We start from the raw sequence: 23,281 nt of genomic DNA, 5'->3' as shown, positions 1-23,281 counted from the left end.
TCCCCGCCCGCGGGGAGAGGACTTCACCCCCCTCGTCGGGGGTGAAGCGAGCAGAGCCGAAAGCCGGAGCGGGGGCGAGGGGGTGGCCCCGGAAGAGGCATCTCCGGAAACTCCCCCTCACCCTCGCGGCGAACCTGCGGTTCGCAGCTCCCCGAGCCCCTTCGGAGCTCGGGCCTCTCCCCGCCCGCGGGGAGAGGAGAGAACCCGTGCCATACCTTTCCCCGGACGGCCCTGCGCCTGCGCGGAGAGGCGACCCACACGATCCGCGCACCGCGCCATCCCATGAAATTCACGCGCCTGCGCATCGTCGGCTTCAAGACCTTCGTCGAGCCGAGCGAGTTCCTGATCGAGCCCGGGCTGACCGGGGTGATCGGGCCGAACGGCTGCGGCAAGTCGAACCTCGTCGAGGCCCTGCGCTGGGTGATGGGGGAGAGCTCGCACAAGAGCATGCGGGCCTCCGGTATGGACGACGTGATCTTCTCCGGCTCCGGGGGACGCGCCGGGCGCTCCCACGCCGAGGTGACGCTGGCGCTCGACAACAGCGCCCGCACCGCGCCCGCCGCCTTCAATGCCGCCGACGCCCTGGAGGTCTCGCGCCGGATCGACCGGGGCGCCGGCTCGACCTACCGGGTCAACGGCCGCGAGGTCCGGGCCCGGGACGTGCAGCTCATGTTCGCCGACGCGGCGACCGGGGCCCGCTCCCCCGCCATGGTGCGCCAGGGCCAGGTGGCGGAGCTGATCGCGGCCAAGCCCCAGGCGCGGCGCCGCATCCTGGAGGATGCCGCCGGCATCGGCGGCCTGCATGCCCGCCGGCACGAGGCCGAGTTGCGCCTGCGCGGCGCGGAGGAGAACCTGTCGCGCGTCGAGGACGTGCTGACGGCGATCACCGCGGGCGTCGATTCGCTGCGCCGCCAGGCCCGCTCGGCCCAGCGCTACCGCGCGATCGCCGCCGAGATCCGTCGGCACGAGGCTTTGCTCCTCCTCATCGCCCATGCGGGGGCCCGCCGCGAGGCCCTGGCCGCGGAGGCCGCCCTGGCCCGGGCCCTGGCGCAGCTGGCGCAGGCGGAAGCCGAGCAGGTCGAATCGGCCACCGCGCAGGGCATCGCGGCCGCCGCCCTGCCGCGGCTGCGCGAGGCGGAAGGCGAGGCGGCGGCCGCGTTGCAGCGCCTGGTGCTGGCCGCCGCCGAGCTGGAGGCGCAGGAGCGCCGCAGCGCCGAGCGCCTGCGCGACCTCGCTCGCCGGATCGCCGACCTGCGCCGCGACCTCGCCCGCGAGGCCGCCTCCCGGGACGACGCACGGGCGACCCTGGAACGGCTCGACGGCGAGGCGGCGGCCCTGGCGGAGGCCGATGACGGAGAGGCCGCGCGGAAGGAGGCGGACGCTCTGGCCGCCGAGGCCGATTCCCGCCTCGCGGGCGCGGAGGCGGCGCTGTCGGCCGCGCAGGGCGCGCAGGCCGAGCACGCGGCGCGGCGCGGTGCCCTGATGCGGGCGGTCGCCGACGAGCGCGCCCGGGCCGGGCGTCTGGCGGCGGAGCGCGCGCGCCTCTCCCGCGAGGCCATGGCGGCCGGCGACGCGGAGACCGAACGACTCGCCGGCCTCCGCGCGCTGTTCGACGAGGCGCGGGAGGTGGCCGAGAGCGCCGAGGACGCGGCGGCGGCCGCCCGCGACGCCGTGACGGAAGCCCGCGACGCCGAGAGCCGGGGCCGGCCGGTCCTGGCGGCGGCGGAGCGCGAGGCGGCGCGGCTCGACACCGAGGCCCGCACCCTCGCCCGGCTGGTGGCGCCGGTGGCGGAGGCGCGCTTCCCCCCGGTCCTCGACGCCCTGGCGGTGGAGCCGGGCTACGAGGCCGCCCTGGCGGCGGCGCTGGGCGACGACCTCGACGCCGCCACCGACCCCGGGGCGCCGACCCACTGGGCCGAGCCGCCCGATCCCGGGACCGACGCGCCCCTGCCCGGCGGGGCGCGACCGCTGCTGGCCTTCGTCGCCGGGCCCGCGGCGCTGACGCGCCGCCTGCGCCAGGTCGGCGTGGTCACGCGGGAGGAGGCGGCCGCCGTCCACGGGACGCTCGCCCCGGGCCAGCGTCTCGTCACCCGGCAGGGCGACCTCTGGCGCTGGGACGGGCTGAAAGCCGCCGCGGAAGCCCCGCGGCCGGCGGCGCGGCGCCTGTCCGAGCGCAACCGGCTGGAGGCCCTGAACGAGGCCGCCGCCCTCGCCCGCGAGGCGGCGGAGGCCGCGCGCGAGACCCACGACGCGCTCCAGGCGCGGGTGCAGGAGGCGACGGCAGCCGAGGCCCGGGCGGCCGACGGCGCACGGCTCGCCCGGCGCACTCTCGACGGCGCGCGTGAGACCCTGGCCCAGGCCGAGCGCCGTGAGGCCGAATCCGGCGCCCGCCGGATGGCGCTGGCCGAAGCGGAAGGCCGCATCGCCCTGGAGGCCGAGGAAGCGGCGGCCCGGGTCGAGGCCGCCGAGGCGGCGATCGCCGCCCTCGACGAGCCGGAGGATCTCGCCGTCCGCCTGGAGGGGGCCCGCCGCGAGGCGGAGGATCGTCGCCTCGCCGCCGCCGAGGCCCGGGCCGCCCGCCTGTCGCTCGCCCGCGCCGCCGAGGAGGCGGCCGCCCGCCGCGGCGCCCTGGCGGCCGACCGGGCGCGCTGGCAGGAGCGGGCCGAGCGGGCCGCGGCGATCCTCGACGAACTGGACGAACGGCTGAGCGCCGCCGAGGAGGAGCAGGCGGAGCTGGCGGAAGCCCCGGAAACCTTCGCCGAGGAGCGCCGCCGGCTCACCCGGGCCACCGAGGCCGCGCAGGCGGCCCGCGGACACGCGGGCGAGCGCCTGGGCGCCGGGGAGACGATCCTCGCCGAGGCCGAGGCGCGGGCGCGCCGGGCCCTCGACGCCTTCGCGGCGGCCCGCGAGGCGCGGGGCGCGGCGGCCGCCGCCCACGAGGCCCTGACGCGCCGCCTCGCCGAGGTCGTGCGGGCCATCGCCGACGGGCTGGAGACCACGCCCGAAGGGCTCTACGGCCTCGCCGGCGCGACCCCGGGCGATCCCCTGCCGGAACCCGCAACGATCGAAGGTAAGCTCTCCGCCCTCAAGGGCGACCGCGACCGGCTCGGCGCCGTGAACCTGCGGGCCGAGGAGGAGCTGCGCGAGACGGAGGGGCGTCGCGACGAGCTGGGGCGCGAGCGCGACGAGCTGATCGAGGCGATCCGGCGCCTGCGCGGGGCGATCCAGAGTCTCAACCGCGAGGGGCGCGAGCGGCTGCTCGCCGCCTTCACGGCGGTGAACGGGCATTTCGAGCGCCTGTTCACGACGCTGTTCAACGGCGGCACCGCCGAGCTGACGCTGGTCGATTCCGACGACCCGCTGGAGGCCGGCCTCGACATCCTGGCCCGGCCGCCGGGCAAGAAGCCCCAGACGATGACGCTGCTCTCGGGCGGCGAGCAGGCCCTGACGGCGACCGCCCTGATCTTCGCGGTGTTCCTCACCAACCCGTCGCCGGTCTGCGTCCTCGACGAGGTCGACGCCCCCCTCGACGACGCCAACGTCGAGCGCTACTGCGACCTTCTGGCCGCGATGGCGCGCGACACCGACACCCGCTTCATCGTCATCACCCACAACCCGATCACCATGGCGCGGATGGACCGGCTGTTCGGCGTGACCATGGTCGAACGGGGGGTGTCGCAGCTCGTCTCGGTCGATCTCGCGACCGCCGAGCGGCTGGCCGAGACGGTTTGACGGGGGCCATGCGCGCGGTGCAAAATACACCGAAAGTCCAATGACTTAACGTCGGTCCCGGGCGCCTTGACTCCCAAGGTGGGCGAAACTATGGTGCGCCCGCTCGACGGGGGTAGCCGGACCGGATCTCCTCATCTCTTCACGCGCGAGGTTTCGCCATGAACGGCAACGACCCGCGGGGGAAGGATGGTACCGGTGAGGGCTCCTCCCCCGACGACGACCTCTCCGCGAGGCTCAAGCGTCTCGAGATGCAGATCGACCGGAAGCGCCCCGCGGCGGCTCCCGATCCTTCGTCGCGTCACGACCGCGGCCAGCCCTCGTCCCTCGGCGTCGCCATGCGGCTGTCCACGGAATTCGTGGCCGGCGTCCTGGCGGGCGGCCTCCTCGGCTGGGGCTGCGATCGTCTCCTGGGCACCAAGCCCTGGGGCCTGATCGTCCTGCTCGTCCTGGGCTTCGGAGCCGGAATCTACAACGTGATGCGCGTTTCCGGATTTTTTCCGGTCGCGGACACGAAGAAAGGCCCGCCAGGGTCTTGATCATCCGGTGGATGCCGTGCATCCGCCTGCACGGATTGGCAGCGCGGCGGGAAGACCCGCGGCAGCGACACACGAGGGGGCGGGACCGGCATGGCCGTCAAGATGGATCCGATCCACCAGTTCGAGCTGAAGCCGCTGGTTTCGTTCGGGCATATCGGACACCAGAACATCGCCTTCACCCAGTCGGCGCTGTACATGTTCCTGGCGGTGGGGCTGATCGCGCTCCTGACGATCTGGGCGACGAAGAGCCGGGCGGTGGTGCCGGGCCGGGCGCAGTCCCTGGCCGAGGTGTTCTACGAGTTCATCGGCCAGACGGTGCACCAGTCGGCCGGCCACGGCAGCGAGCGTTTCGTGCCGCTGGTCTTCTCCCTGTTCATGTTCGTGCTCCTGCTGAACCTGTTCGGGATGATCCCCTACGCCTTCGCGGTGACCAGCCACATCATCGTCACCTTCATGCTGGCGCTGGTGGTGATCCTGACCGTGGTGATCTACGGCTTCATGGCCCACGGCACCCACTTCCTCGGCCTGTTCGTGCCCCCCGGCGTGCCCGGCTGGCTCAAGCCCCTGATCGTGGTGATCGAGGTCGTGTCGTTCATCTCGCGGCCGATCAGCCTCTCGGTCCGTCTCTTCGCCAACATGCTGGCGGGCCACATCGCGCTGAAGATCTTCGCGGGCTTCGTCCCGGCCCTGCTCGCCGCCGGCGTCTGGGGCATCCTCTCGCCCCTGCCCCTCGCCCTCTCGGTCGCCGTCACGGCGCTGGAGATGCTGGTCGCGGTGCTGCAGGCCTACGTCTTCGCGACGCTGACCTCGATCTACCTCAGCGACGCCCTGCATCCGGGCCACTAAGGGCACGAGGCCTCCGCGCGAGGCCTCGCCCCCCGGACACGCAACCCCCGAGCTTCCCACCCCGGTTCGCCGTGTCGCGGCCGGATACCACCCGCCAGACGACTAGACGACCTTAGGAGCATCACGATGGATCCCGTTGCTGCGAAGTACATCGGCGCCGGCCTCGCCTGCCTCGGCATGGCGGGCGCCGCCATGGGCCTCGGCAACCTGTTCGGCCAGTTCTTCGCCGGCGCCCTGCGCAACCCCTCCGCGGCCGACGGCCAGCGCGCCAACCTGCTCCTCGGCTTCGCGCTGACCGAGGCGCTGGGCATCTTCTCGCTGCTCGTCGCGCTGCTGCTGCTGTTCGCCGTCTGATCCGGCGAGGATTACCCTCAACGAGGTGGTCCACCCGCGCACCGGGCTTCACACGAGGCTCCGGTGCGCGCGCGTGATGGAGGGACCGCCTCGGACGATTTCGTGCAGCCGCCGCCCCTGCTGAGGTGTGGCGGCGCGACGGCCGGCCCGGCCGAGCGCTCGGCGGGAGCGCTTCGTCTCCCCCACACCCGGACGATACCATGGCGCAGCCACATGCACCCGCCCCCCTCAAGGAGGGGCTGATTCACGAGCCGGCCTCCGAGCATGGCGGCGGCTTCCCGCCGTTCGAGAGCAGCACGTTCGTTGCGCAGACCCTCTGGCTCGCACTCTCGTTCGGCCTGCTCTACTACCTGATGTCGAAGATCGCCCTGCCGCAGATCGCCGGCATCCTGCACGACCGGCAGGCCCGGCTCTCCGGCGACCTCGACCAGGCCGCCCGCGCCAAGTCCGAGGCCGACGGTGCCCGCGACACCTACGAGCGCGCCCTCAAGGACGCCCAGGACAAGGCGAAGGGCATCGCCCAGACCACCCGCGAGCAGCTCGCCGCCGAGGCCGAGACGCGCCGCAAGTCCCTCGAGGCCGACCTGTCGACCAAGCTCGCCGAGGCCGAGGGCCAGATCCGCAGCCGCACCGCGACCGCGATGGGCAGCGTGCGCGAGGTGGCCACCGACGCCGCGACCGCGATCGTCGAGCGCCTGACCGGCCAGGCGCCCGAGCGCGCCGCCGTCGAGGCGGCCTACGACCGCACCCGGCCCCAGACCGCGCACTGAGCCGCAGGAGATCACCGACATGCTGTTCGATGCGGAGTTCTGGGTCGCGGTCGCCTTCGTGGTGTTCTGCGGCATCGCCTGGAAGATGGGTCTGTTCGACCAGATCATCGGCGGGCTCGACAAGCGCGGCGCCCGCGTGCGCAAGGAGCTCGACGAGGCCCGTCGCCTGCGCGAGGAGGCCGAGGCCGTCCTGGCGGATTACAAGCGCCGCCGCTCGGACGCCGAGCGCGAGGCCGCCGAGATCGTCGCCAATGCCCGCGCGGAGGCCGAAGCCGCCGCCGCCGAAGGCCATGCCCGGCTGAACGAGTTCGTCGCCCGCCGCACCAAGGCGGCCGAGACCAAGATCGCCCAGGCCGAGGCCCAGGCCACCGCCGAGGTGCGGGCCGCCGCGGCGGAGGCCGCCGTGCGGGTCTCCGAGACCATCCTGCGGGAGAAGGTCAGCGGCGACGCCGCCCAGGACCTGGTACGCCGCAGCCTCGGCGAGGTCCGTACGCGCCTGCGGGCCTGATCCGAACACGGTTGCCAAGACCGCTGCCGATGAGAGCCGCCTCCGGGCGGCTTTCTTTTTGGCCGGAACCGATGTTCGTGTACGTACGATGTGGCGCCAGGTTCTAACGCAAGGTCTTTGAGGTTCATAAGAAGACTCGGTTCAGGCAGCGCCGCGCCCGGACAGCGCGACATCTTCAAAGACGCATGCGTAATACCGCTTATGACACAGGTCCAATCGCCCGGCCTCATCCGATATGTCATAGGATGAGACGAATCGCCGCCGGGGTCGCCATGACCGTCTATTATTTTCACGTCCAGAAGGGACGTCGCCTGATCCTGGACCCCGAAGGGGTCGACCTGCGCGGCCCGGCCGACGCCCTGGAGATGGCGGCGAAGCTCGCGTCCGGCCTGCTCGACGATGGCGAGATCACCTGCGACTGGACCCACAGTGCCGTCCGGGTCGAGGACCAGCACCACCGCCGCATCCTGCGCCTGCCGCTGACGAGCGTGCGCGCCCGCGACAGCCGCAGCCGGACCTTCGTGAACTGAGAGTCGACGCGATCCGATCGATGGGGTCCGGTCCCGGCCTCGCTCCGGAGCGACGCTTGGGACCTGCAAGGAGGGTTCTCAACCCCTTCGGACCATCGCTGCGCCTCCCGGACGTCGGGCGCTCCGCAACGGCTTCGCCCAATGCCCGGTTGACGCGTCCGGTTTGCCCTAAGCAGATTTCGCCGAAGTGGACGCCGGTTCGGCGGCGAAGATCTGCGACGAAACAAGAATACAAGCGGGCAAAGCGTTGGCCCGCCAACGCAAGTCTGCTCAGTGCGGTTCGGGGCGGCCGACTCGCTCGTCGGCATGCTCGTCACGATCGGCGCCGGCCCGATCCCTGCACCCGGGACGGTCTACGTCCAGTTCGTCGTCGATGGGACGAACCATCCCGGCACGTTCGAGCGGGGCCGATACGATGCGTCGGGCCGGGGCTTCCATGGAAGCCTGCACCAGTTCGTCGAGGCGCTTGCAGGATCGGCATTGCCGTCATTCGCGTTCGCGTCGCCCGGGGAGAACGTCACGCGCTCGCTGTCCCGGCCGAACGCGGGCGACGCCTCGGCCCGTCGCCCGGCACCATCATCGAGGGTTGCACGTAAACCGAACGACGCGATCATCGCGTCCACACGCATATCCTGGTGCCGCCGGGCGGGTCACGCCCCGGCCGCGAGCCAGGTCCGGAAACGCCGGGCGAGGTCGTTGGCGGCGCGGTCGTAGAGGTCGTCCATGCCGCCGGCCGTGAGAGCCCCATCGACCATCACGCCGATCACGCCATGGCCCGCCGGCTGGATGCCCCGATCGCCGGAATAGGTGGTCAGGACCGTGCCGGTGCGGGCGTCGACGATCTCGATGGTGGCGCGGATCGTCGGGGAGCCGCCGATGAGGATGCGCTGCGCCGCCGACGGGATGTCGGCCGCGATCAGGGTGACGACGAGGCGGGCCGGTCGGGCGCCCTCGGGCCGGGCAGCCAGCGCCCGTTCCAGGGCCGCCTGGAGGCGCCGCGCCGCCAGATCGCGGATGAACCCCTGCGCCTCCGGCGTCCGCACCAGGGCCGGATCGGTCAGCGACAGGTTGCGGCTGCGCAAGTAGTCGTCCTCGGCGGACGTCCAGTTGATGGCCGCGCCGGTGCTCCGGACCTCGATCGCGGTGAAGCGCAGTTGCGCCGTGTCGGCCAAGGACAGCCGGTTGGGGGCGACGGTGTTGCACGCTGCCACGCACAGGGCCGCCAGCACGGCGACCGCCCACGACCATCGACCCATCGTCGGACCCTCCCGGTTCTTCGCGCCGCCCGTGGCGGTCGCGGAGAACCAGAGGTGTCTGACGCCAGGTCAATCGACAAGCGACATGTTTCGCGATTGTAGCTGTCGCGAAGGCCCGTGGCCCCGGGGCCACAGGCTGGTCGTCAGGCGGCCGAGCCCATCCCGGCCCGCATCGTGCCGCGGAAATCGTCGATGCAGACGAGGCGTCCGCCGCGCTCGGCGTGCCAGAAGGTCCAGCCGTTGCAGGCCGGCAGGCCCTGGACCAGGGCGCCGATCTTGTGGATCGAGCCCGAGGCGGGGCCGACCCCCAGCGTGCCGTCGGGGCGCACCAGGGCCTTGTGGCGGCGGCGCTCGTCGGTGAGCGTCTCGCCGGCCCGGATGTGGCCGGCCTCCAGCAGACTCAAGAACGGCACCCGCGGCTCGGCGCGCTTCGTCGGCGCGGTGAGGAGGGCGGCACGCGACAGGGGCTCGATGCCGGCGATGCGCTCGCGGGCGGCGGCCGCGTAGGCCGGCTCCTGCTCGATGCCGATGAAGTGCCGGCCGAGCCGCTTGGCCACCGCCCCGGTGGTGCCGGTGCCGAAGAACGGGTCGAGCACCACGTCGCCGGGGTTGGACGAGGACAGGATGGTGCGGGCGAGCAGCGCTTCGGGCTTCTGGGTCGGGTGCAGTTTCCGCCCGTCCTCGCCCTTCAGGCGTTCGTCGCCGGTGCAGAGCGGGATGAACCAGTCCGAGCGCATCTGGACGTCGTCGTTGCCGCCCTTCAGCGCCTCGTAGTGGAAGGTGTAGCCCTTCTGCTCGCTGCGCGAGGCCCAGATCAGGGTCTCGTGGGCGTTGGTGAACCGTTTGCCGCGGAAGTTCGGCATCGGGTTGGCCTTGCGCCACACGATGTCGTTGAGGATCCAGAAACCAAGATCCTGCAACGCGCTGCCGACGCGGAAGATGTTGTGGTACGACCCGATCACCCAGAGGGTCGCGGTCGGCTTCATCACCCGGCGGCAGGCGGAGAGCCAGGCGCGGGTGAAGGTGTCGTAGGCCTCGAAGCTGGCGAACTGGTCCCAGTCGTCGTCGACGGCGTCGACGGTGCTCTGGTCCGGACGCAGCAGGGCGCCGGCGCCGAGCTGGAGGTTGTAGGGCGGATCCGCGAAGACCAGGTCGACGCTGGCCGGCGGCAGCCGGTCGAGGGCGCTGAGGCAATCCCCGAGGATGACTTCGTCCAGGGGAAGGCGCTGTGCGGGGGTAACGAGACCCATCCGCGGCGCCGACACCACTCGCCCGGTACGCGAGACTTGATTCCGGGCGGCGGCGCCGGCGACCGCGGTACGCGGGGAAGCCATGGCAAACACCGGTTACGCGACTGACCACCAGACATTGCCGCCGCTACGGTAAAGGTCACGTTTCCCGCGGACACGAATGACGTCTCGAAATGGGGCTGCACTTCTTGCCTAGTCGTCGAACGGCCGTGCCTATCCGTTAATGAAACGCTACTGATCGCAGGAAGTGGACGCCGCTGTCGTTGAGCCTTGCCGTCGTCCATCGCGGTGAGACGGTTGGGAGCAGGACGAGGCGCGGGCTCGTTCGTCGCCGCGCGGGTGGGGGAGGGCGAACCTCGGCGCCGCCTCTGTGCCCGAACGATCCCGTGCCCGCGGGAGCGCCCGACCCCGCGCCCCGTCCGACATCGACAGCCCGGCCGGAACGGCGAGGCCGTCTGTCCAGGCACTGCCACGCTGCCGCCGGCGCGCCGATGCCGCTTCTTTCGAATGCTGAAAACCGGAATGCAGTCGTCCCGGTGCCCAAGTCGACAGTCAGGTTTCGTGGCTGGTCACGACTTGGACGGTCGATCCTTAACGATCGGCAAGATGTCGGCCGAGAATGCGGCGTGATCGGCCACATTTCGGGCGGTCATAGTTTCGTCCTGTTTGGGCTCGATTGGCTCCGCCGTCAGCAAATGCCAAGGACAGTGGAATGAACAGCGGCAAGCCTGTGCGTCGGTCGATCGTGGCTCTCGCGGGCGGGGTGGTCCTCGCCGGATTGGGGAGCCTCGCCCTGTCGTCGACGGCGCAGGCCCAGAGCGGCAAGGCCTCCTGGTACGCGTCCGGCCACCGCACCGCGAGCGGCGAGCGCTTCAATCCCAACGGTCTCACGGCGGCCCATCGCAGCCTGCCCTTCGGCACCCGGGTGCGGGTCACCAACCAGTCCAACGGCCGCTCGGTGGTGGTGCGGATCAACGATCGCGGGCCCTTCGCGCATGGCCGCATCATCGATCTCGCCCGCGGTGCGGGCCGGGCCATCGGCATGAACGGCGTCGCCCGCGTCGCCGTCGCGGTGGTGGACTGACCGACATCCTGCGATCCGGGCCCCCGGCGTTGCCGTTGGGCCAAGTCTCCCCACATCAGGCTCACTCGTGCGAGCGGAGCGTGACGTGATGGCAAAGCCCCTGGTTGTCGTGATTCCCCATCAGCTCGGCCGGGCCGAGGCCCGCCGCCGGCTCGAGAACGGGATCGGCCAGGCCAAGGAGATGCTCCAGAAGGCCGGCCTCAGCATGGCCGACGCGACCTGGAGCGGCGACCGGCTCTCCTTCCTCGTCGGCGCCATGAACCAGAAGGTCGACGGCGACATCGACGTCGAGGACGACGTGGTGCGGGTCGAGGTGCGGATGCCGCTGCTCCTGTCGCTCTTCGCCCACAAGGTGCAGCAGATCGTCAGCCAGAACGGCGCCAAGCTGCTGACCAAGCAGTAGGCCGGACGCAGCGGAACCGGGGCCGGGCGCCCCGGTTTGGACTCGGAGGACATGAAGGAGCCCCCGATGTCGAATCCCGGCCCGATCCCGGACCAGCCCTACGATCCGGTGCCGCCGACCCCCGGTCCGGACACGCCCAATCCCGGCGGCCCCGAACTGCCGAGCGAGGCTCCGGGGGAGCGGCCGGTCGAGATTCCGGTGAACGATCCCGGCAACTCCCCGGCGATCACCCCCGATCCGTCCCCGACCGGCCCCGCCAACCCGACGATGTGACGGCCTGCGCGGAGGTGCCCGGCGCACCTCCGCCCCGTCGTGATCGCGGCGGCCGGCCCGTCAGCGCCCCGCGGCGTAGGCCTGCATGCCGCGGGGATTGGCGGCGGCGCGCAGGCGTCGCCCGTCGCGGCTCGCCGCGGTGAGCCGCCCCTCCGACCAGTCGGACCCGATCTCGACGATGTGCCCGCGCCGGCGCAGCTCGGCGACCGTTTGCGGGCCGATCCGGTTCTCCACCACCACGACCCCCGGCCGCGCCGTGCGGGGCCAGAACGACGACGGGAAGTGCTCGGTGTGCCAGGCCGGCGCGTCGATCGATTCCTGCAGGTTCATGCCCGCATGGACGTGGCGCAGGAAGAATTGCGGGATCCACTGGTCCTGCTGGTCGCCCCCCGGCGAGCCCCAGGCGAGGTAGGGGGCGCCGTCGCGCAGCGCCATGGTCGGCGAGAGGGTCGAGCGCGGCCGCTTGCCGGGTGCGAGCGCCGCCGGATGGCCCTCGTCGAGCACGAACATCTGCGCCCGCGTGCCGAGGCAGAAGCCGAGGGCCGGGATCACCGGCGAGGATTGCAGCCAGCCGCCCGACGGCGTCGCCGCGATCATGTTGCCGTGCCGGTCGATGATGTCGAAATGCACCGTGTCGCCGCGCACGACGCCGGAGCGGGCATCGTCCGGCGGAACCGTCGCCTCGATCTTGCCCACCGTCGGCTCCCCGGCGCCGGACGAGCCCACCGCCGTGCGGGCGCCCTCGCTCACCCGGGCGTCGAGGGCCTTGCCGTATCCGGGGATCGTGCCCGGCCGCTGCTCCAGCGAGGCGGTCTCGCCGACGAGCCGGCGGCGCTCGGCGTTGTAGGAATCCGACAAGAGGGTCTCGACCGGCACCCCGACGAAGGCGGGATCGCCGTAGAACGTGTCGCGGTCGGCAAATGCCAGCTTGGCGCACTCGACCTGGAGGTGGATGAAATCGGGCCCCGCCGGATCGAGGCCGTCGAGGGAAAACCCCTTGAGCAGGGCGAGCTGCTGGAGCGTCGCGAGCCCCTGCGTCCACGGCCCCGCCTTCAGCACGGTGTAGCGGCCGTACTCGTAGGAGATCGGCGCCTCGACGCTCGCCTGCCAGGCCGCCATGTCGGCTCCGGTGAGGAGGCCCTTGTGGGCCCGGCCGGTCACGTCCATCACGGCCTGATTCCGGCAGAAGGCGTCGATCGCCTCGGCGACGAAGCCCTGCGACCAGATCCGGCGGGCCCGCTCGATCTCCTGCTCGCGGGTGCCGCCGGCGCTCTCGCGCACGATCCGCGCATAGGTCTCGGCGAGAGCCGGGTTGGTGAACAGGCTGCCGGGAGCCGGCACGCCGCCATCCTTCAGGTAGGTCGCCGCCGAGCTCGGCCAGTGCTCGCGAAACAGCCCCTCGACGGTGGCGATGGTGGCCGAGACCCGCTCGACCAGCGGGTAGCCGTCCCGGGCATAGCCGATCGCCGCCTCCAGGACGTCGGCGAGGCGCCAGGTGCCGTGGTCGCGCAGGATCAGCATGTAGGCGTCGAAGCTGCCCGGCACGCAGGGCGCCAGCAGCCCGGTGCCCGGCACGAGGTCGAGGCCGAGATCGTCGCGCAGGTGCGCGATGGTGGCGGCCTGCGGCGCCGGGCCCTGCCCGCAGATCACCTGTGGGTGCCCGACCCGGACGTCGTGCAGGATCACCGGCACGTCGCCGCCCGGCCCGTTGAGGTGCGGCTCGACGACCTGGAGCACGAAGGCGGTGGCGACCCCGGCATCGAAGGCGTTGCCGCCCCGCTCCAGCACGCCCATCCCGACCGCGGTGGCGATCCAGTGCGTCGAGGCGACGACCCCGAAGGTCCCGTCGATCTCGGGGCGGGTGGTGAAGGGATCGGGTTTGGCGACGCTCATCGGGGGTCCTTTTTTAGGTGGCCCAAGATTTTATGTGGCCGAGGGTTTTAGGTAGCCCAGGCGCAGTGTTTCGCGGCATCGGGGCCACGATATTAGGCTCTAACCGGCAGCGAGACCGATGCAATCCACCGGGGTCGGCGATGCGATGCCGCGCCTTGCCGACGCCTACGGTATCGTCTTGCGCAGCACAGCATTCATCCGGGTCTGCCCCTTGAGCCGCTCGCCTTCCAGCGCTCGACGATGTCGGGATCGAGTCGCAGTTTCACGACCTTCCTGGTCTGTGTCACGGGAGGTCGGCCCCGTCCGCGGCGGATCAGGGTCGCACCCCGATAGGTGCCGGCCGCCCCGAGATCCGCTTCGGTGAGTTCCGGCAGTTCGTCGTATTCCTCGGCCGTGATGGTGTGGGCGTCGACCTTCGAAGTCGGTCGCCCATAGGCGTCAGGGGAAAAGGTGGGCGTAGCGGGCTTGCTTGCGCTCATCGTGAATCGTGCCGGGAGCCGGGAGGGGATCGTGCGACCCGAGGGTTATTGCGCGGCGGCGCGGCGTCGGCGCGATTTCGGAGGGCTCGCGGCCTTGTGCCCGCCGGTCTCGCGATCGAATGCGGATCGTGCCGGCGCGGTCCCGGAACCGGCCGTGTCGGCCGAACCGTCGCCGGCTACCGGAGCAGCCCGGTGCGGGGCGTGGATTTTCTCACCGAAGACATGAGCCGGAGCGATGCCGAACCCGCCACCTGACGCTCGATCGCCTTCAGGAGCGCACCGGACACGTGAGGCCGGCTGTGGGGAAGCGATACGCTCGCGCCGGCCGGATGATCATAGAGGGCATGGCTGTCGTTGGCCATTCTCCGCTCGAAGCCGAGTCCCGTCAGAGCGTCAATGACCGTCTGCGTCCGGACGTCCGTCATGCCCGCGCCTTCCTGTGCCCGGTTTTCAGGTCACGCCACGACCAGACCACACGATCGCTCACGATCGCCTCCGGGTCGATGTGGACGGTCAACGTGGCACGCCGTCGTTGGGCTGCCGTGAGCGGATGCGCCTTGAAGTAATCTTGCACGACCAGATAGTAGCCGATCTCCGTGCAGACATCGAAAATCACGATGATCACCGGGAAGAAATCTGCCAGCCAGAAATCGATGTTGCGCAGATCGATCCGGACAGCGATGCATCCATCCCTCCGGATCGTGAGGTGGTCTGTCGCCTTCAGTTGCAACGAGATATAGCCGCTCTCGATGCTGCCATCGGCGTCGAAGGTTGTGATCAGGCCATCGACGCCGTCATCAGCCGCTGTAACATCGAGAACATAGCCGGCCTTTGCAACGATGTAGCCGACATGGTGCAGGCTCATGGCCGCGATGACGTGCTCGCGGGTCCTGATCTTGCGATCCGCCATGCATCTCCACGAAATCGAAGCCGTGCAGTCGTCTCCTGCTAGGTCAAGGCTGCACGGCGCACAAGACGCCCCCGCCCGGGCTCGCCTTTCCCGAACGGCTGCCGTATCCCCCGGCCATGGCCGCTCCTCCGCTCCTCACCCTCCAGGGCATCGCGCTCACCTTCGGCGGCACGCCGCTCCTGTCCGGCGCCGACCTCGCGCTCGCGCCCGGCGACCGCACCTGCCTCGTCGGCCGCAACGGCTCGGGCAAGTCGACCCTGCTCAAGGTCGCCGCCGGGCTGGTCGAGCCCGACAAGGGCGTGCGCTTCCTCCAGCCCGGCACGACGGTGCGCTACCTCGCGCAGGAGCCGGATTTTTCCGGGCACGCCACCACCCTGTCCTTCGTCGAGGCCGGGATGGGGCCGGGCGACGAACTCTACCGGGCGCGCTACCTGCTGGAGAGCTTAGGCTTGACCGGCGAGGAGGATCCGAGCCGGCTCTCGGGCGGCGAATCGCGCCGCGCGGCTCTCGCCCAGGCGCTGGCGCCGGAGCCCGACATCCTGCTCCTCGACGAGCCGACCAACCACCTCGACCTCCCGGCGATCGAGTGGCTGGAGGCCGAGCTGAAGGGCAGCCGCTCGGCGCTCGTGCTCATCAGCCACGACCGGCGCTTCCTCGAAGCCCTGTCGCGCTCGACCGTCTGGCTCGACCGCGGCACGACGCGCCGCCTCGACCAGGGTTTTTCCGCCTTCGAGGGCTGGCGCGACCAGGTGTTCGAGGAGGAGGAGCGCGACCGCCACAAGCTCGATCGCAAGATCGCCGCGGAAGAGGACTGGCTGCGCTACGGCGTGACGGCGCGGCGCAAGCGCAACGTCAAGCGGCTCGCCGGCCTGCACGAGCTGCGCCGCCAGGCCCGCGAGCATCGCGGGCCCGTCGGCGCCGCGACCCTGACGGTGAGCGAGACCGAGGCCTCCGGCGCCCTGGTGGTCGAGGCGCGCGACGTGGCGAAGTCCTACGGCGAGCGCCCGATCGTCCGCGACCTCAGCTTGCGCATCGCCCGGCGCGACCGGCTCGGCATCGTCGGGGCCAACGGCACCGGCAAGACGACGCTCGTCAACCTCCTGACCGGCCGCCTCCCGCCCGATTCCGGCGAGGTGAAGGTCGGCGCCAACGTCACCCTCAACCTCCTCGACCAGCGCCGCAGCGCCCTCGATCCCGAGCGCACCGTCGCCGACGTGCTGACCGGGGGCGGCAGCGACACCGTGCAGGTCGGCGGCCAGAGCCGGCACGTCATCGGCTACATGAAGGACTTCCTGTTCTCGCCCGAGCAGGCGCGCACGCCGGTGGGCGTGCTCTCGGGCGGCGAGCGCAACCGCCTGCTGCTCGCCCGCGCTCTGGCGGAAGCCGGCAACCTGCTGGTGCTCGACGAGCCGACCAACGACCTCGATCTCGAGACCCTCGACCTCCTGCAGGAGATGCTCGGCGACTATGCCGGCACCCTGATCCTCGTCAGCCACGACCGCGACTTCCTCGACCGGGTGGTCGACACCGTGCTGGTCTCGGAAGGGGAGGGGCGCTGGATCGCCTATGCGGGCGGCTATTCCGACATGGTCGCCCAGCGCGGGGTCGGCGTGCAGGCGCGCGGGGTGGTGGCGCCGAAGGGCACGGGCAAGGATGCGGGCAAGAATCCTGCGAAGCCCGCCGCTCGTCCCGATGCCAGGAAGCGCCTCGGCTTCAACGAGCAGCACGAGCTCAAGACCCTGCCGGCCCGCATGAAGGCCCTCGAAGGCAACCGGGCCAAGCTCCGGGCCGCCCTCGACGACCCGACGCTCTATGCCCGCGATCCCGCCCGCTTCGAGGCGATCTCCCGTACGCTCGCGACCACCGAGGCCGACCTCGCGGGCGCCGAGGAGCGCTGGCTCGAACTCGAGATGATGCGCGAGGAGCTCGAGGGCTGATCCGCCGCCCGGCGCCCCGGGCGGCGCCGGGCGGCCCAAGAGACGACAGAACGACACGCCGCTCTTCTGTTTCTCCGTCGGGAACGTCTGGAATTAGCTGACCCGCGTAAGGTTTCGTGGCGATCGTGCAACATTCGGGCGGAAAGCCGGCGACTTGGCCATGGTGGGTGCGGATCTCGGTTGATCGCTGTTAGCGCCTAGCACATGGTGCCCCTGCACCGGGAACAACCCGGTGGGGCCGGCAGACACCCCGTGTAGGGGGCGCCGGTTCGCAAGGGGAAAAGAGTGGCGTGGTTCGGCTCCAGTAGGATCGTCGGGACACAGTCGTTCACCCCCAGGGTCTCGAAACTTTGGAGGTCTCGATGAAGCTCGTGAAGAGCCTTCTGCTCGGTTCGGCCGCTGGCCTGACCGTCGTTGCCGGTGCGCACGCTGCCGATCTGCCGATCAAGAAGGCTGCGCCCGTAGAGTACGTTCGTGTCTGCTCGGCCTACGGCGCCGGCTTCTTCTTCGTTCCCGGTACCGACACCTGCCTGCGCGTCTCCGGCCGTGCTCGCTTCGAGGCCGGCTACTCGCAGGGCTACTCGCGCTCGGGCAACAACGGCGATCTGATGGGCTACCGCGGCCTCGGCCGCCTCAACCTCGACGCCCGCACCCAGACCGCCTACGGCACGCTCCGCGCCTTCGTGCGCTTCGAGCTCGCCTCGCGGACCGGCGCCTACCTGAACTCGGGCACCCAGCAGCGCATCGCCAACGCCTTCCCGGCGCTCGGCGTCGACACGTTCGGCCGCGCCCAGCAATACGTGAACGTCGACAAGGCCTTCATCCAGTTCGCCGGCCTCACCGCCGGTCGCGCGGCCTCGTTCTACGACTTCTACGCCCACGACTTCGAGATCATCGGCACCTCGCTGGGCTCGGACGTCGCCTCGACCAACCTGCTCGCCTACACCGCGACCTTCGGGAACGGCTTCTCGGCGACGGTCTCGATCGAAGACCCGACCTTCCGCAAGAACCCGCTGTTCGGCACCGCCACCGCCGGCAACGCGGCGAGCCAGTTCGCGGTCTTCACCGCGGCGGCCACCAACCTGAGCCCGGTCGTCGCCACCAACGCGGCCGGCGTGCCGATCGGCGAGGCGTTCTACGACCTGCGCCAGACCAACCGCATGCCCGACTTCGTCGGCGCGATCCGCTACGACGCCGCCTGGGGCTCGGCCCAGCTCTCGGCCGCCGTGCACGAGCTGAACGCCCAGAACGCCACGACGGTCCTGACCTTCGGCGGCGCCGCGATCCCGGCCGGCACGGTCGTGACCCCGCGCGTCAACTCCGAGTACGGCTGGGCCGTGCAGGGTGGTCTGAAGTTCAACCTGCCGTTCATCGCCGCTGGCGACTCCCTGTACCTGCAGGGTTCGTACGGTGAGGGCGCCCAGATCTACACCGGCTACTCCCAGTACATCGGCACCTACACCGCCAGCGCCGGCAACACCCAGGGCTCGCCCTTCGCGGCCTACTTCACCGACGCCGCCGTCAACCCGCTGACCGGCAAGATGGAGCTGTCGACCAGCTGGACCGTCGTCGGTTCGTACCTGCACTACTGGGCGCCCGAGTGGCGGTCGGCGATCATCGGCAGCTACGGCGAGATGTCGTTCGGCAAGACCAGCCGCGCGCTCCTCGGCGGCCTGAACTTCAACGGCCTCGGCAACCCGGTCAACAGCCCCGGCAACTTCCTGTTCAGTGCCGCCCTGCGCGACACCAGCCAGATCGTCGCCGGCGCGAGCCTGATCTGGTCGCCGGTCAAGGACCTCGATATCGGCGTCGAGGGTCTCTACAACCGCGTCGACATCAAGAACGGCCGCGTGATCGACCAGAACAAGGTTCCGGGTGGCGTCGCCGCCGCCGTGAATGCCGCCGGCCTGCCGGTGGCTGCCAACGGTGCCCTGCTGCCGACCACCAACTACGCGGACACGTTCCAGGTCCGCATGCGCGTCCAGCGCGACTTCTAAGTCGCGACCCGCGGCTCCCTCCGGGGAGCCGCGTCCTCGGACGCCCCTTCGAGGGCCCCGGTTCGCGCCGGGGCCCTTTTTCGTTGCGCGCGCCACGCCTTGCTGATGCCGGAAACCGGCGCCAGGGTGGCCCGCACGCGCGAAGCCCCCGCCGCGCGCTGTCACTTCGCGACGAGGTTCCCCCGTGGCCATTCGCTCGATCGGCTGGCTGTCCGGCCTTCCCCTCCTGGCCGGTGCCTGGGTGGCCGCCACGGCCTTCGCCGAGCCGCGGCTCGAGGCGGCTCTCGAGGCCCCGGCCGACGCGGTCGCGACGGCGACCGGGCGCGACGGGGCGGAGCCGTGGCTGCGGGTCGAGGCGCGGGGCCGCGACCTCGTGGCGAGCGGCGAGGCCCCGGGCGAGGGCGCCCGCGATCAGGCCCGCGCGGCGCTCGCGGCCCTGCCCGGCCGGCGCCGGATCGTCGACCGGACCGGCCTCGTCGCCGCGGTCTCGCCCTTCACCTGGGCGGCCGCCTTCCGGGCGCCCGACCGCCTCGACCTGATCGGGCACCGCCCGGCCGAGACCGGCCGCGCCGCCCTGGCGGAATCCCTGGGCGCCGGGCTGCCCGCCGGGCTCGTCCTGCGCGACACCGCCCGGGCCGCCCGCGGCGCGCCGGACAATTTTTCCGAGGCCGCCCGCTTCCTCGTCGCGCAGGTGCGGCACCTGAAGCCGGGCGCCACCGCGGCCCTGAGCGACCGCGTCCTGTCGGTCCACGGCGAGGCGGCGAGCGTCGAGGCCTACGCGGCCCTGCGGTCCGACCTCTCCCACCCGCCCGCCGGCTACACGGTCGGCGAGGTCGGGGTCGAGCCGGCCCTGGTCTCGCCCTTCGTCTGGTCGGCGAGCCGCGGGCCCGCGGGGATCCGCCTCGACGGCTACGCGACGTCGGAGGCCGACCGGGCCGCGATCCTGGCCGCCGCCCGGCTCCTCGCCGACGGCGCCCCGGTGAGCGACGCGATGCGCACCGCCCGCGGCCTGCCGGCGGGCATCGATGCCCGGGCGCTGGTCGACCGCGCCTTCGCGATCCTGGCCCTGGTGCGGGAGGGCAGCGTCGCCCTCGACGGATCGACGCTGTCGGTCCGCGGCAGCGCCATCGACGTCCAGGCCGTGCGCGAGGCCGAGGCGGCCGCCGCGACCCTGCCGGCGGGGATCTCCCACGGCGCCTTCGCCCTGACGGCGAGCCCGGTCTCGCCCTACCTCGTCGCGATCCGGCGCAGGCCCGACGCCTTCACCCTCACCGGCCACCTGCCGGATGCCGAGGCCCGCGCCGCCCTGCGCGCCGCCCTGCGGCCGCATCTCTACGGCGAGCGCGTGATCGACCGCACCCGGATCGCCGAGGGCGCGCCGCCGGCCCTCGTCGAGGGCCTGACCGCCGGGATCGGCGCCCTCGTCCAGCTCGCCGAGGGCGAGGTGAGCGTGCGCGACCAGAGCCTGCGGATCGCCGGCGAGGGCCTCTATCCCGAGAGCGCCCGCCGCGTCGCCGCCGAGGCCGGCCGTCTCGCCCCGGCGGGATGGCGCATCGAGGTCGCGGTCGGCGCCCGCGGCGCGCCGCCGAAGCGTGACCCGGCGGAGTGCCGCGAGACCTTCGCGGCGCTGGCGAGCGGGCAGGCCCTGCGCTTCGACCCCGGCAGCGCCGATCTGAAGCCGGCCTTCTACCCCGTGCTCGACGAGGTGGCGGGCCTCGCCCGCGCCTGCCCGCAGGCCCGGATCGAGGTCGCCGGCCACGACGACCCGCCCGGCAGCGCCCCGGCTCCCGTCGCCAAGGAGGCCGCCCCCAAGGAGGCCGCGCCCAAGGAGCCCCCTCTCAGGGAAGCCTCCGGCAAGTCCAAGCCCGCGGCGAAGCCCGGCCGGTCGGCCGAGAAGCCGGCGCCGAAGCCCGTCGAGACCGCCGCCATGCCCGATCCCGGCCTGCCGCAGCGGCGCGCCGCCGCGATCGTCGATTACCTGCTCAAGGCCGGCATCCCCGCCGACCGGATCGCCCCGGCGCCCGCCGAGGCGTCCGACCGCCGGGCGGTCGCCTTCGCGCTCCGCTCCTGAGGCCTCGTCCCGTGCTGCTCCTTGCTTCCGTCGCCTGGCCGGGCTGCCTCGCCGCGCTCCTGGTCGGCCTCGGCACCGGCTTCTGGGCCGGCCCCCCCGCCGGCCGCCTGCCGCGGATCGCCGCTGCCCTCGTCGCGCTTCTCGCGCTCGCCTGCCTCGCGACGGCGCTCGCCGGCCGCGTACCGGGGCGCGAGGGTTTCTGGGTCGAGAGCGCCGCCGCCATGCTGACGGTTTACCTCGCCGGCTGCGCGGCCGGCGGCTTGTCGCGCTCGACGCGCCGGGCTCGGTCTTGAGAACTTGGCGACGTCATTGTCGCTGAGACCGGACTTGTAGAGCGAGGCCATACGGCCCGCCCCCTCATCCTGGTAAATCGGGCGATGGAGGCATGCCGCTGCAGGACGAGGACCATCCCTCACAACGTCGCCAGCACACCCCCGTCCACGTACAGGATCTGCCCGTTGACGAAGTCCGACGCCGCCGAGGCGAGGAAGATCGCCGCGCCCTGCAATTCCTCCACCCGGCCCCAGCGCCCGGCCGGCGTGCGGTTCTTCAGCCAGGCGTCGAAGTCCGGGTTCTCGATCAGGGCCTGGTTCAGCGGCGTCGCGAAGTAGCCCGGGCCGATGCCGTTCACCTGCAGGCCGTGGCGGGCCCAGTCGGTGCACATGCCCTTGGTCAGGTTCTTCACCGCGCCCTTCGAGGCGGTGTAGGGCGCGATCGAGTAGCGTGCCGCCTCGCTCTGGAGGCTGGCGATGTTGATGATCTTGCCGCGCTTGCGCCCGATCATGTGCCGGGCCACCGCCTGGCCGACATAGAACACGCTGTCGAGATTGGTCCGCATCAGCTCGTGCCAGGTCTCGACCGAATACTCCTCGAGCGGCGCGCGGCGCTGGATGCCCGCATTGTTGACGAGGATGTCGAGGGGGCCGATCTCGGCCTCGATCCGGTCGATGCCCGCCTTCACGGCACCGGCATCCGTCACGTCGAAGGCCGCGGCCTCGGCCGTGATGCCCTCGTTCCGCAGTTCCGTGACGGCGCCGTCGAGCTTTGCCGCGTCGCGGCCGTTGAGCACGATCGCCGCACCGGCGCGGCCGAGGCCGAGCGCCAGCGACAGGCCGATGCCCTGGCTGGAACCGGTCACCAGGGCGCGGCGGCCCGACAGATCGAACAAGGCGGTCGACACCGGCGATTTCCTCCCGGACGCGCCCCGTGCCGGCAGCCTTCGGGGCCGCTCCTTGCGGTTGCGCTCGTGCCCGAAGGGAAGCATGGTACCGGTACCAAAGCAAGCGGCTTCTCGGCGCCGGACCGGCCGCCCCGAAGCCCGACCGGGAGGAGAGGTTTCGCCATGACGCTCGCCGCGCGCATCCATGCCGCCAAGGACCTGCGGGTCGAGACGATCTCGCTGCGCGAGCCGGAGGCGGACGAGGTCGTGGTGGCCCTCGGCGCCGGCGGAATCTGTGGCTCGGACCTGTCCTATTACGGCAAGGGCCGGGTCGGAGACTTCTCCCTGCGCGAGCCGATGGTGCTCGGCCACGAGGTCGCCGGCACGGTGACCCGGGTAGGGGCCGCGGTCACGAGCGTGAAGCCCGGCGACCGGGTCGCGGTCGATCCGAGCCGGCCGTGCCTCTCCTGCGACTATTGCCGCGCCGGCCGCTCGAACCTGTGCCGCAACATGCGGTTCTTCGGCTCGGCGGCGATCTTCCCGCATGTCCAGGGCGGCTTCAGCGAGTTCTTCCTCGCCCGCGCCGACCAATGCGTGCCGATTCCCGACACGATGCCGATGCGGGTCGCCGCCTGCGGCGAGCCCCTGGCGGTGGCGCTCCATGGGATCCGGCGGGCGGGCGAACTCCTGGGCCGCCACGTCCTCATCGCCGGAGCCGGGCCGATCGGGCTCCTGTGCCTGATGGCGGCGAGGCTCGCCGGCGCGCGGCGGATCGTCTGCACCGATCTGTCCGACGCGCCACTCAGCATCGCCCGCGAGATCGGCGCCACCGAGACCATCAACGTCGCCTCCGAGCCCGAGCGGCTCGCGGCCTACGAGGCCGACAAGGGCACCTTCGATGTCGCCCTGGAGGCGACCGGCGCCCCGGCGGCTTTGGCCTCGCTGTTCCGGGTGGTGCGGCCCGGCGGCCGGGTGGTGCAGCTCGGCATGATGCCGCCGGGGGACGTGCCGGTGCCGGCCAACCTCCTGATGGCCCGCGAGATCGACTTCGTCGGCGCCTTCCGTTTCCACGAGGAGTACCGCGCGGCCATCGCGCTGCTGGCCGCCGGCCGGATCGACGTCGCGCCGATCCTGTCGGCCGAGATGCCGATGTCCCGGGCCGACGAGGCCTTCGCGCTCGCCGCCGACCGCAGCCGGGCGATCAAGGTCCACCTCGCCTTCTAAGCAGACTTGCGTTGGCAGGCCAACGCTTCGCCCGCTTAGGTTGTTGTCGTGTCGCAGATTTTTGCCGCC

The 23,281-nt window shown here is 71.9% G+C and carries 23 protein-coding genes; 15 read left to right on the top strand and 8 right to left on the bottom strand.

The annotated features are described in order from the left end of the window. Positions 1 to 282 precede the first annotated feature (282 nt). The 7 genes from QR78_RS26975 to QR78_RS26945 all read left to right on the top strand — a co-directional run bounded on the left by QR78_RS26975 (position 283) and on the right by QR78_RS26945 (position 7,276). Positions 283 to 3,732 (top strand): chromosome segregation SMC family protein, encoded by a 3,450-nt coding sequence (locus QR78_RS26975; protein WP_048430693.1) that lies wholly within the window; start codon positions 283 to 285, stop codon positions 3,730 to 3,732. Between the two features lie 158 nt (positions 3,733 to 3,890). Beyond that, complete coding sequence (locus tag QR78_RS26970; protein WP_048430692.1) at positions 3,891 to 4,268, top strand: AtpZ/AtpI family protein; 378 nt, start codon at positions 3,891 to 3,893, stop codon at positions 4,266 to 4,268. A 90-nt stretch (positions 4,269 to 4,358) separates the two neighbouring features. Beyond that, a complete protein-coding gene (locus QR78_RS26965) occupies positions 4,359 to 5,114 on the top strand; it encodes a F0F1 ATP synthase subunit A (protein WP_048430691.1) in 756 nt (251 codons plus the stop codon). Between the two features lie 126 nt (positions 5,115 to 5,240). Further along, positions 5,241 to 5,468, top strand: a complete 228-nt coding sequence (locus tag QR78_RS26960; RefSeq protein WP_048430690.1) for a F0F1 ATP synthase subunit C — start codon at positions 5,241 to 5,243, stop codon at positions 5,466 to 5,468. Between the two features lie 200 nt (positions 5,469 to 5,668). Next, on the top strand, positions 5,669 to 6,238 hold the full coding sequence (locus tag QR78_RS26955; RefSeq protein WP_048430689.1) for a F0F1 ATP synthase subunit B family protein: 570 nt from the start codon (positions 5,669 to 5,671) through the stop codon (positions 6,236 to 6,238). 22 nt (positions 6,239 to 6,260) lie between these two features. Then, a complete protein-coding gene (locus QR78_RS26950) occupies positions 6,261 to 6,746 on the top strand; it encodes a F0F1 ATP synthase subunit B family protein (protein WP_089504192.1) in 486 nt (161 codons plus the stop codon). A 245-nt stretch (positions 6,747 to 6,991) separates the two neighbouring features. After that, positions 6,992 to 7,276 (top strand): DUF6894 family protein, encoded by a 285-nt coding sequence (locus tag QR78_RS26945; RefSeq protein WP_244276455.1) that lies wholly within the window; start codon positions 6,992 to 6,994, stop codon positions 7,274 to 7,276. Between the two features lie 353 nt (positions 7,277 to 7,629). On the opposite strand, the gene QR78_RS34470 is transcribed toward QR78_RS26945, so the two are convergent. The 3 genes from QR78_RS34470 to QR78_RS26935 form a co-directional block, all read right to left on the bottom strand. After that, complete coding sequence (locus QR78_RS34470; RefSeq protein ID WP_125901126.1) at positions 7,630 to 7,899, bottom strand: hypothetical protein; 270 nt, start codon at positions 7,897 to 7,899, stop codon at positions 7,630 to 7,632. Between the two features lie 27 nt (positions 7,900 to 7,926). After that, a complete protein-coding gene (locus QR78_RS32160; RefSeq protein ID WP_125901124.1) occupies positions 7,927 to 8,532 on the bottom strand; it encodes a hypothetical protein in 606 nt (201 codons plus the stop codon). A gap of 143 nt (positions 8,533 to 8,675) precedes the next feature. Next, positions 8,676 to 9,866, bottom strand: coding sequence for a site-specific DNA-methyltransferase (locus tag QR78_RS26935; protein WP_082171843.1), 1,191 nt, complete (start codon positions 9,864 to 9,866; stop codon positions 8,676 to 8,678). Between the two features lie 628 nt (positions 9,867 to 10,494). Between QR78_RS26935 and QR78_RS26930 the strand changes: the two genes are divergently transcribed. The 3 genes from QR78_RS26930 (at position 10,495) to QR78_RS26920 (ending at position 11,542) form a co-directional block, all read left to right on the top strand. After that, complete coding sequence (locus tag QR78_RS26930; protein ID WP_048430685.1) at positions 10,495 to 10,866, top strand: septal ring lytic transglycosylase RlpA family protein; 372 nt, start codon at positions 10,495 to 10,497, stop codon at positions 10,864 to 10,866. An 88-nt stretch (positions 10,867 to 10,954) separates the two neighbouring features. Beyond that, complete coding sequence (locus tag QR78_RS26925; protein ID WP_048430684.1) at positions 10,955 to 11,269, top strand: polyhydroxyalkanoic acid system family protein; 315 nt, start codon at positions 10,955 to 10,957, stop codon at positions 11,267 to 11,269. 66 nt (positions 11,270 to 11,335) lie between these two features. Then, positions 11,336 to 11,542, top strand: coding sequence for a hypothetical protein (locus QR78_RS26920; protein ID WP_048430683.1), 207 nt, complete (start codon positions 11,336 to 11,338; stop codon positions 11,540 to 11,542). A gap of 60 nt (positions 11,543 to 11,602) precedes the next feature. Here QR78_RS26920 and QR78_RS26915 read toward each other — a convergent pair whose 3' ends face one another. The 4 genes from QR78_RS26915 to QR78_RS26905 all read right to left on the bottom strand — a co-directional run bounded on the left by QR78_RS26915 (position 11,603) and on the right by QR78_RS26905 (position 14,824). Next, complete coding sequence (locus tag QR78_RS26915) at positions 11,603 to 13,435, bottom strand: gamma-glutamyltransferase family protein (RefSeq protein ID WP_048430682.1); 1,833 nt, start codon at positions 13,433 to 13,435, stop codon at positions 11,603 to 11,605. Between the two features lie 194 nt (positions 13,436 to 13,629). After that, positions 13,630 to 13,914, bottom strand: coding sequence for a BrnA antitoxin family protein (locus QR78_RS33255; protein ID WP_082171842.1), 285 nt, complete (start codon positions 13,912 to 13,914; stop codon positions 13,630 to 13,632). 176 nt (positions 13,915 to 14,090) lie between these two features. Next, a complete protein-coding gene (locus QR78_RS26910; RefSeq protein WP_048430681.1) occupies positions 14,091 to 14,339 on the bottom strand; it encodes a hypothetical protein in 249 nt (82 codons plus the stop codon). Further along, a complete protein-coding gene (locus QR78_RS26905; RefSeq protein ID WP_048430680.1) occupies positions 14,336 to 14,824 on the bottom strand; it encodes a DUF4365 domain-containing protein in 489 nt (162 codons plus the stop codon). Before QR78_RS26905 ends, QR78_RS26910 begins: the two co-directional genes overlap by 4 nt. 116 nt (positions 14,825 to 14,940) lie before the next feature. On the opposite strand from QR78_RS26905, the gene QR78_RS26900 reads away from it, so the two are divergent. The 4 genes from QR78_RS26900 (at position 14,941) to QR78_RS26885 (ending at position 21,122) form a co-directional block, all read left to right on the top strand. After that, positions 14,941 to 16,761: an ABC-F family ATP-binding cassette domain-containing protein gene (locus tag QR78_RS26900; protein ID WP_048430679.1), complete on the top strand. Its 1,821-nt coding sequence runs from the start codon at positions 14,941 to 14,943 to the stop codon at positions 16,759 to 16,761. Positions 16,762 to 17,123: 362 nt separating this feature from the next. After that, entirely contained in the window at positions 17,124 to 18,758 is a 1,635-nt protein-coding gene (locus QR78_RS26895; RefSeq protein WP_048430678.1) for a porin, read from the top strand. A gap of 184 nt (positions 18,759 to 18,942) precedes the next feature. Next, positions 18,943 to 20,829, top strand: coding sequence for an OmpA family protein (locus tag QR78_RS26890; protein WP_048430677.1), 1,887 nt, complete (start codon positions 18,943 to 18,945; stop codon positions 20,827 to 20,829). A gap of 11 nt (positions 20,830 to 20,840) precedes the next feature. After that, positions 20,841 to 21,122, top strand: a complete 282-nt coding sequence (locus tag QR78_RS26885) for a hypothetical protein (protein ID WP_048430676.1) — start codon at positions 20,841 to 20,843, stop codon at positions 21,120 to 21,122. 119 nt (positions 21,123 to 21,241) lie between these two features. Here the strand turns inward: QR78_RS26885 and QR78_RS26880 are convergent, their stop codons facing one another. After that, positions 21,242 to 22,009, bottom strand: coding sequence for an SDR family oxidoreductase (locus QR78_RS26880; RefSeq protein WP_048430675.1), 768 nt, complete (start codon positions 22,007 to 22,009; stop codon positions 21,242 to 21,244). Between the two features lie 162 nt (positions 22,010 to 22,171). On the opposite strand from QR78_RS26880, the gene QR78_RS26875 reads away from it, so the two are divergent. Then, the gene (locus tag QR78_RS26875; protein WP_048430674.1) at positions 22,172 to 23,212 is read left to right on the top strand and encodes an L-idonate 5-dehydrogenase; all 1,041 of its coding nucleotides are present in this window, start codon (positions 22,172 to 22,174) and stop codon (positions 23,210 to 23,212) included. Positions 23,213 to 23,281 lie beyond the last annotated feature (69 nt).

The sequence above is a fragment of the Methylobacterium indicum genome, from assembly GCF_001043895.1.
Classification (GTDB): Bacteria; Pseudomonadota; Alphaproteobacteria; order Rhizobiales; family Beijerinckiaceae; genus Methylobacterium; species Methylobacterium indicum.
The sequence above is the reverse complement of the archived record's forward strand: the minus strand, read 5'-3'. Positions and strand labels throughout refer to the sequence as shown.

What these genes read in the sequence shown, in the direction of transcription:
- QR78_RS26975 (WP_048430693.1), top strand. Translation starts at nt 283, where the DNA reads ATGAAATTCACGCGCCTGCGCATCGTCGGCTTCAAGACCTTCGTCGAG.
- QR78_RS26970 (WP_048430692.1), top strand. Translation starts at nt 3,891, where the DNA reads ATGAACGGCAACGACCCGCGGGGGAAGGATGGTACCGGTGAGGGCTCC.
- QR78_RS26965 (WP_048430691.1), top strand. Translation starts at nt 4,359, where the DNA reads ATGGCCGTCAAGATGGATCCGATCCACCAGTTCGAGCTGAAGCCGCTG.
- QR78_RS26960 (WP_048430690.1), top strand. Translation starts at nt 5,241, where the DNA reads ATGGATCCCGTTGCTGCGAAGTACATCGGCGCCGGCCTCGCCTGCCTC.
- QR78_RS26955 (WP_048430689.1), top strand. Translation starts at nt 5,669, where the DNA reads ATGGCGCAGCCACATGCACCCGCCCCCCTCAAGGAGGGGCTGATTCAC.
- QR78_RS26945 (WP_244276455.1), top strand. Translation starts at nt 6,992, where the DNA reads ATGAGACGAATCGCCGCCGGGGTCGCCATGACCGTCTATTATTTTCAC.
- QR78_RS32160 (WP_125901124.1), bottom strand. Translation starts at nt 8,532, where the DNA reads ATGGGTCGATGGTCGTGGGCGGTCGCCGTGCTGGCGGCCCTGTGCGTG.
- QR78_RS26935 (WP_082171843.1), bottom strand. Translation starts at nt 9,866, where the DNA reads ATGGCTTCCCCGCGTACCGCGGTCGCCGGCGCCGCCGCCCGGAATCAA.
- QR78_RS26930 (WP_048430685.1), top strand. Translation starts at nt 10,495, where the DNA reads ATGAACAGCGGCAAGCCTGTGCGTCGGTCGATCGTGGCTCTCGCGGGC.
- QR78_RS26925 (WP_048430684.1), top strand. Translation starts at nt 10,955, where the DNA reads ATGGCAAAGCCCCTGGTTGTCGTGATTCCCCATCAGCTCGGCCGGGCC.
- QR78_RS26920 (WP_048430683.1), top strand. Translation starts at nt 11,336, where the DNA reads ATGTCGAATCCCGGCCCGATCCCGGACCAGCCCTACGATCCGGTGCCG.
- QR78_RS26915 (WP_048430682.1), bottom strand. Translation starts at nt 13,435, where the DNA reads ATGAGCGTCGCCAAACCCGATCCCTTCACCACCCGCCCCGAGATCGAC.
- QR78_RS33255 (WP_082171842.1), bottom strand. Translation starts at nt 13,914, where the DNA reads ATGAGCGCAAGCAAGCCCGCTACGCCCACCTTTTCCCCTGACGCCTAT.
- QR78_RS26910 (WP_048430681.1), bottom strand. Translation starts at nt 14,339, where the DNA reads ATGACGGACGTCCGGACGCAGACGGTCATTGACGCTCTGACGGGACTC.
- QR78_RS26905 (WP_048430680.1), bottom strand. Translation starts at nt 14,824, where the DNA reads ATGGCGGATCGCAAGATCAGGACCCGCGAGCACGTCATCGCGGCCATG.
- QR78_RS26900 (WP_048430679.1), top strand. Translation starts at nt 14,941, where the DNA reads ATGGCCGCTCCTCCGCTCCTCACCCTCCAGGGCATCGCGCTCACCTTC.
- QR78_RS26895 (WP_048430678.1), top strand. Translation starts at nt 17,124, where the DNA reads ATGAAGCTCGTGAAGAGCCTTCTGCTCGGTTCGGCCGCTGGCCTGACC.
- QR78_RS26875 (WP_048430674.1), top strand. Translation starts at nt 22,172, where the DNA reads ATGACGCTCGCCGCGCGCATCCATGCCGCCAAGGACCTGCGGGTCGAG.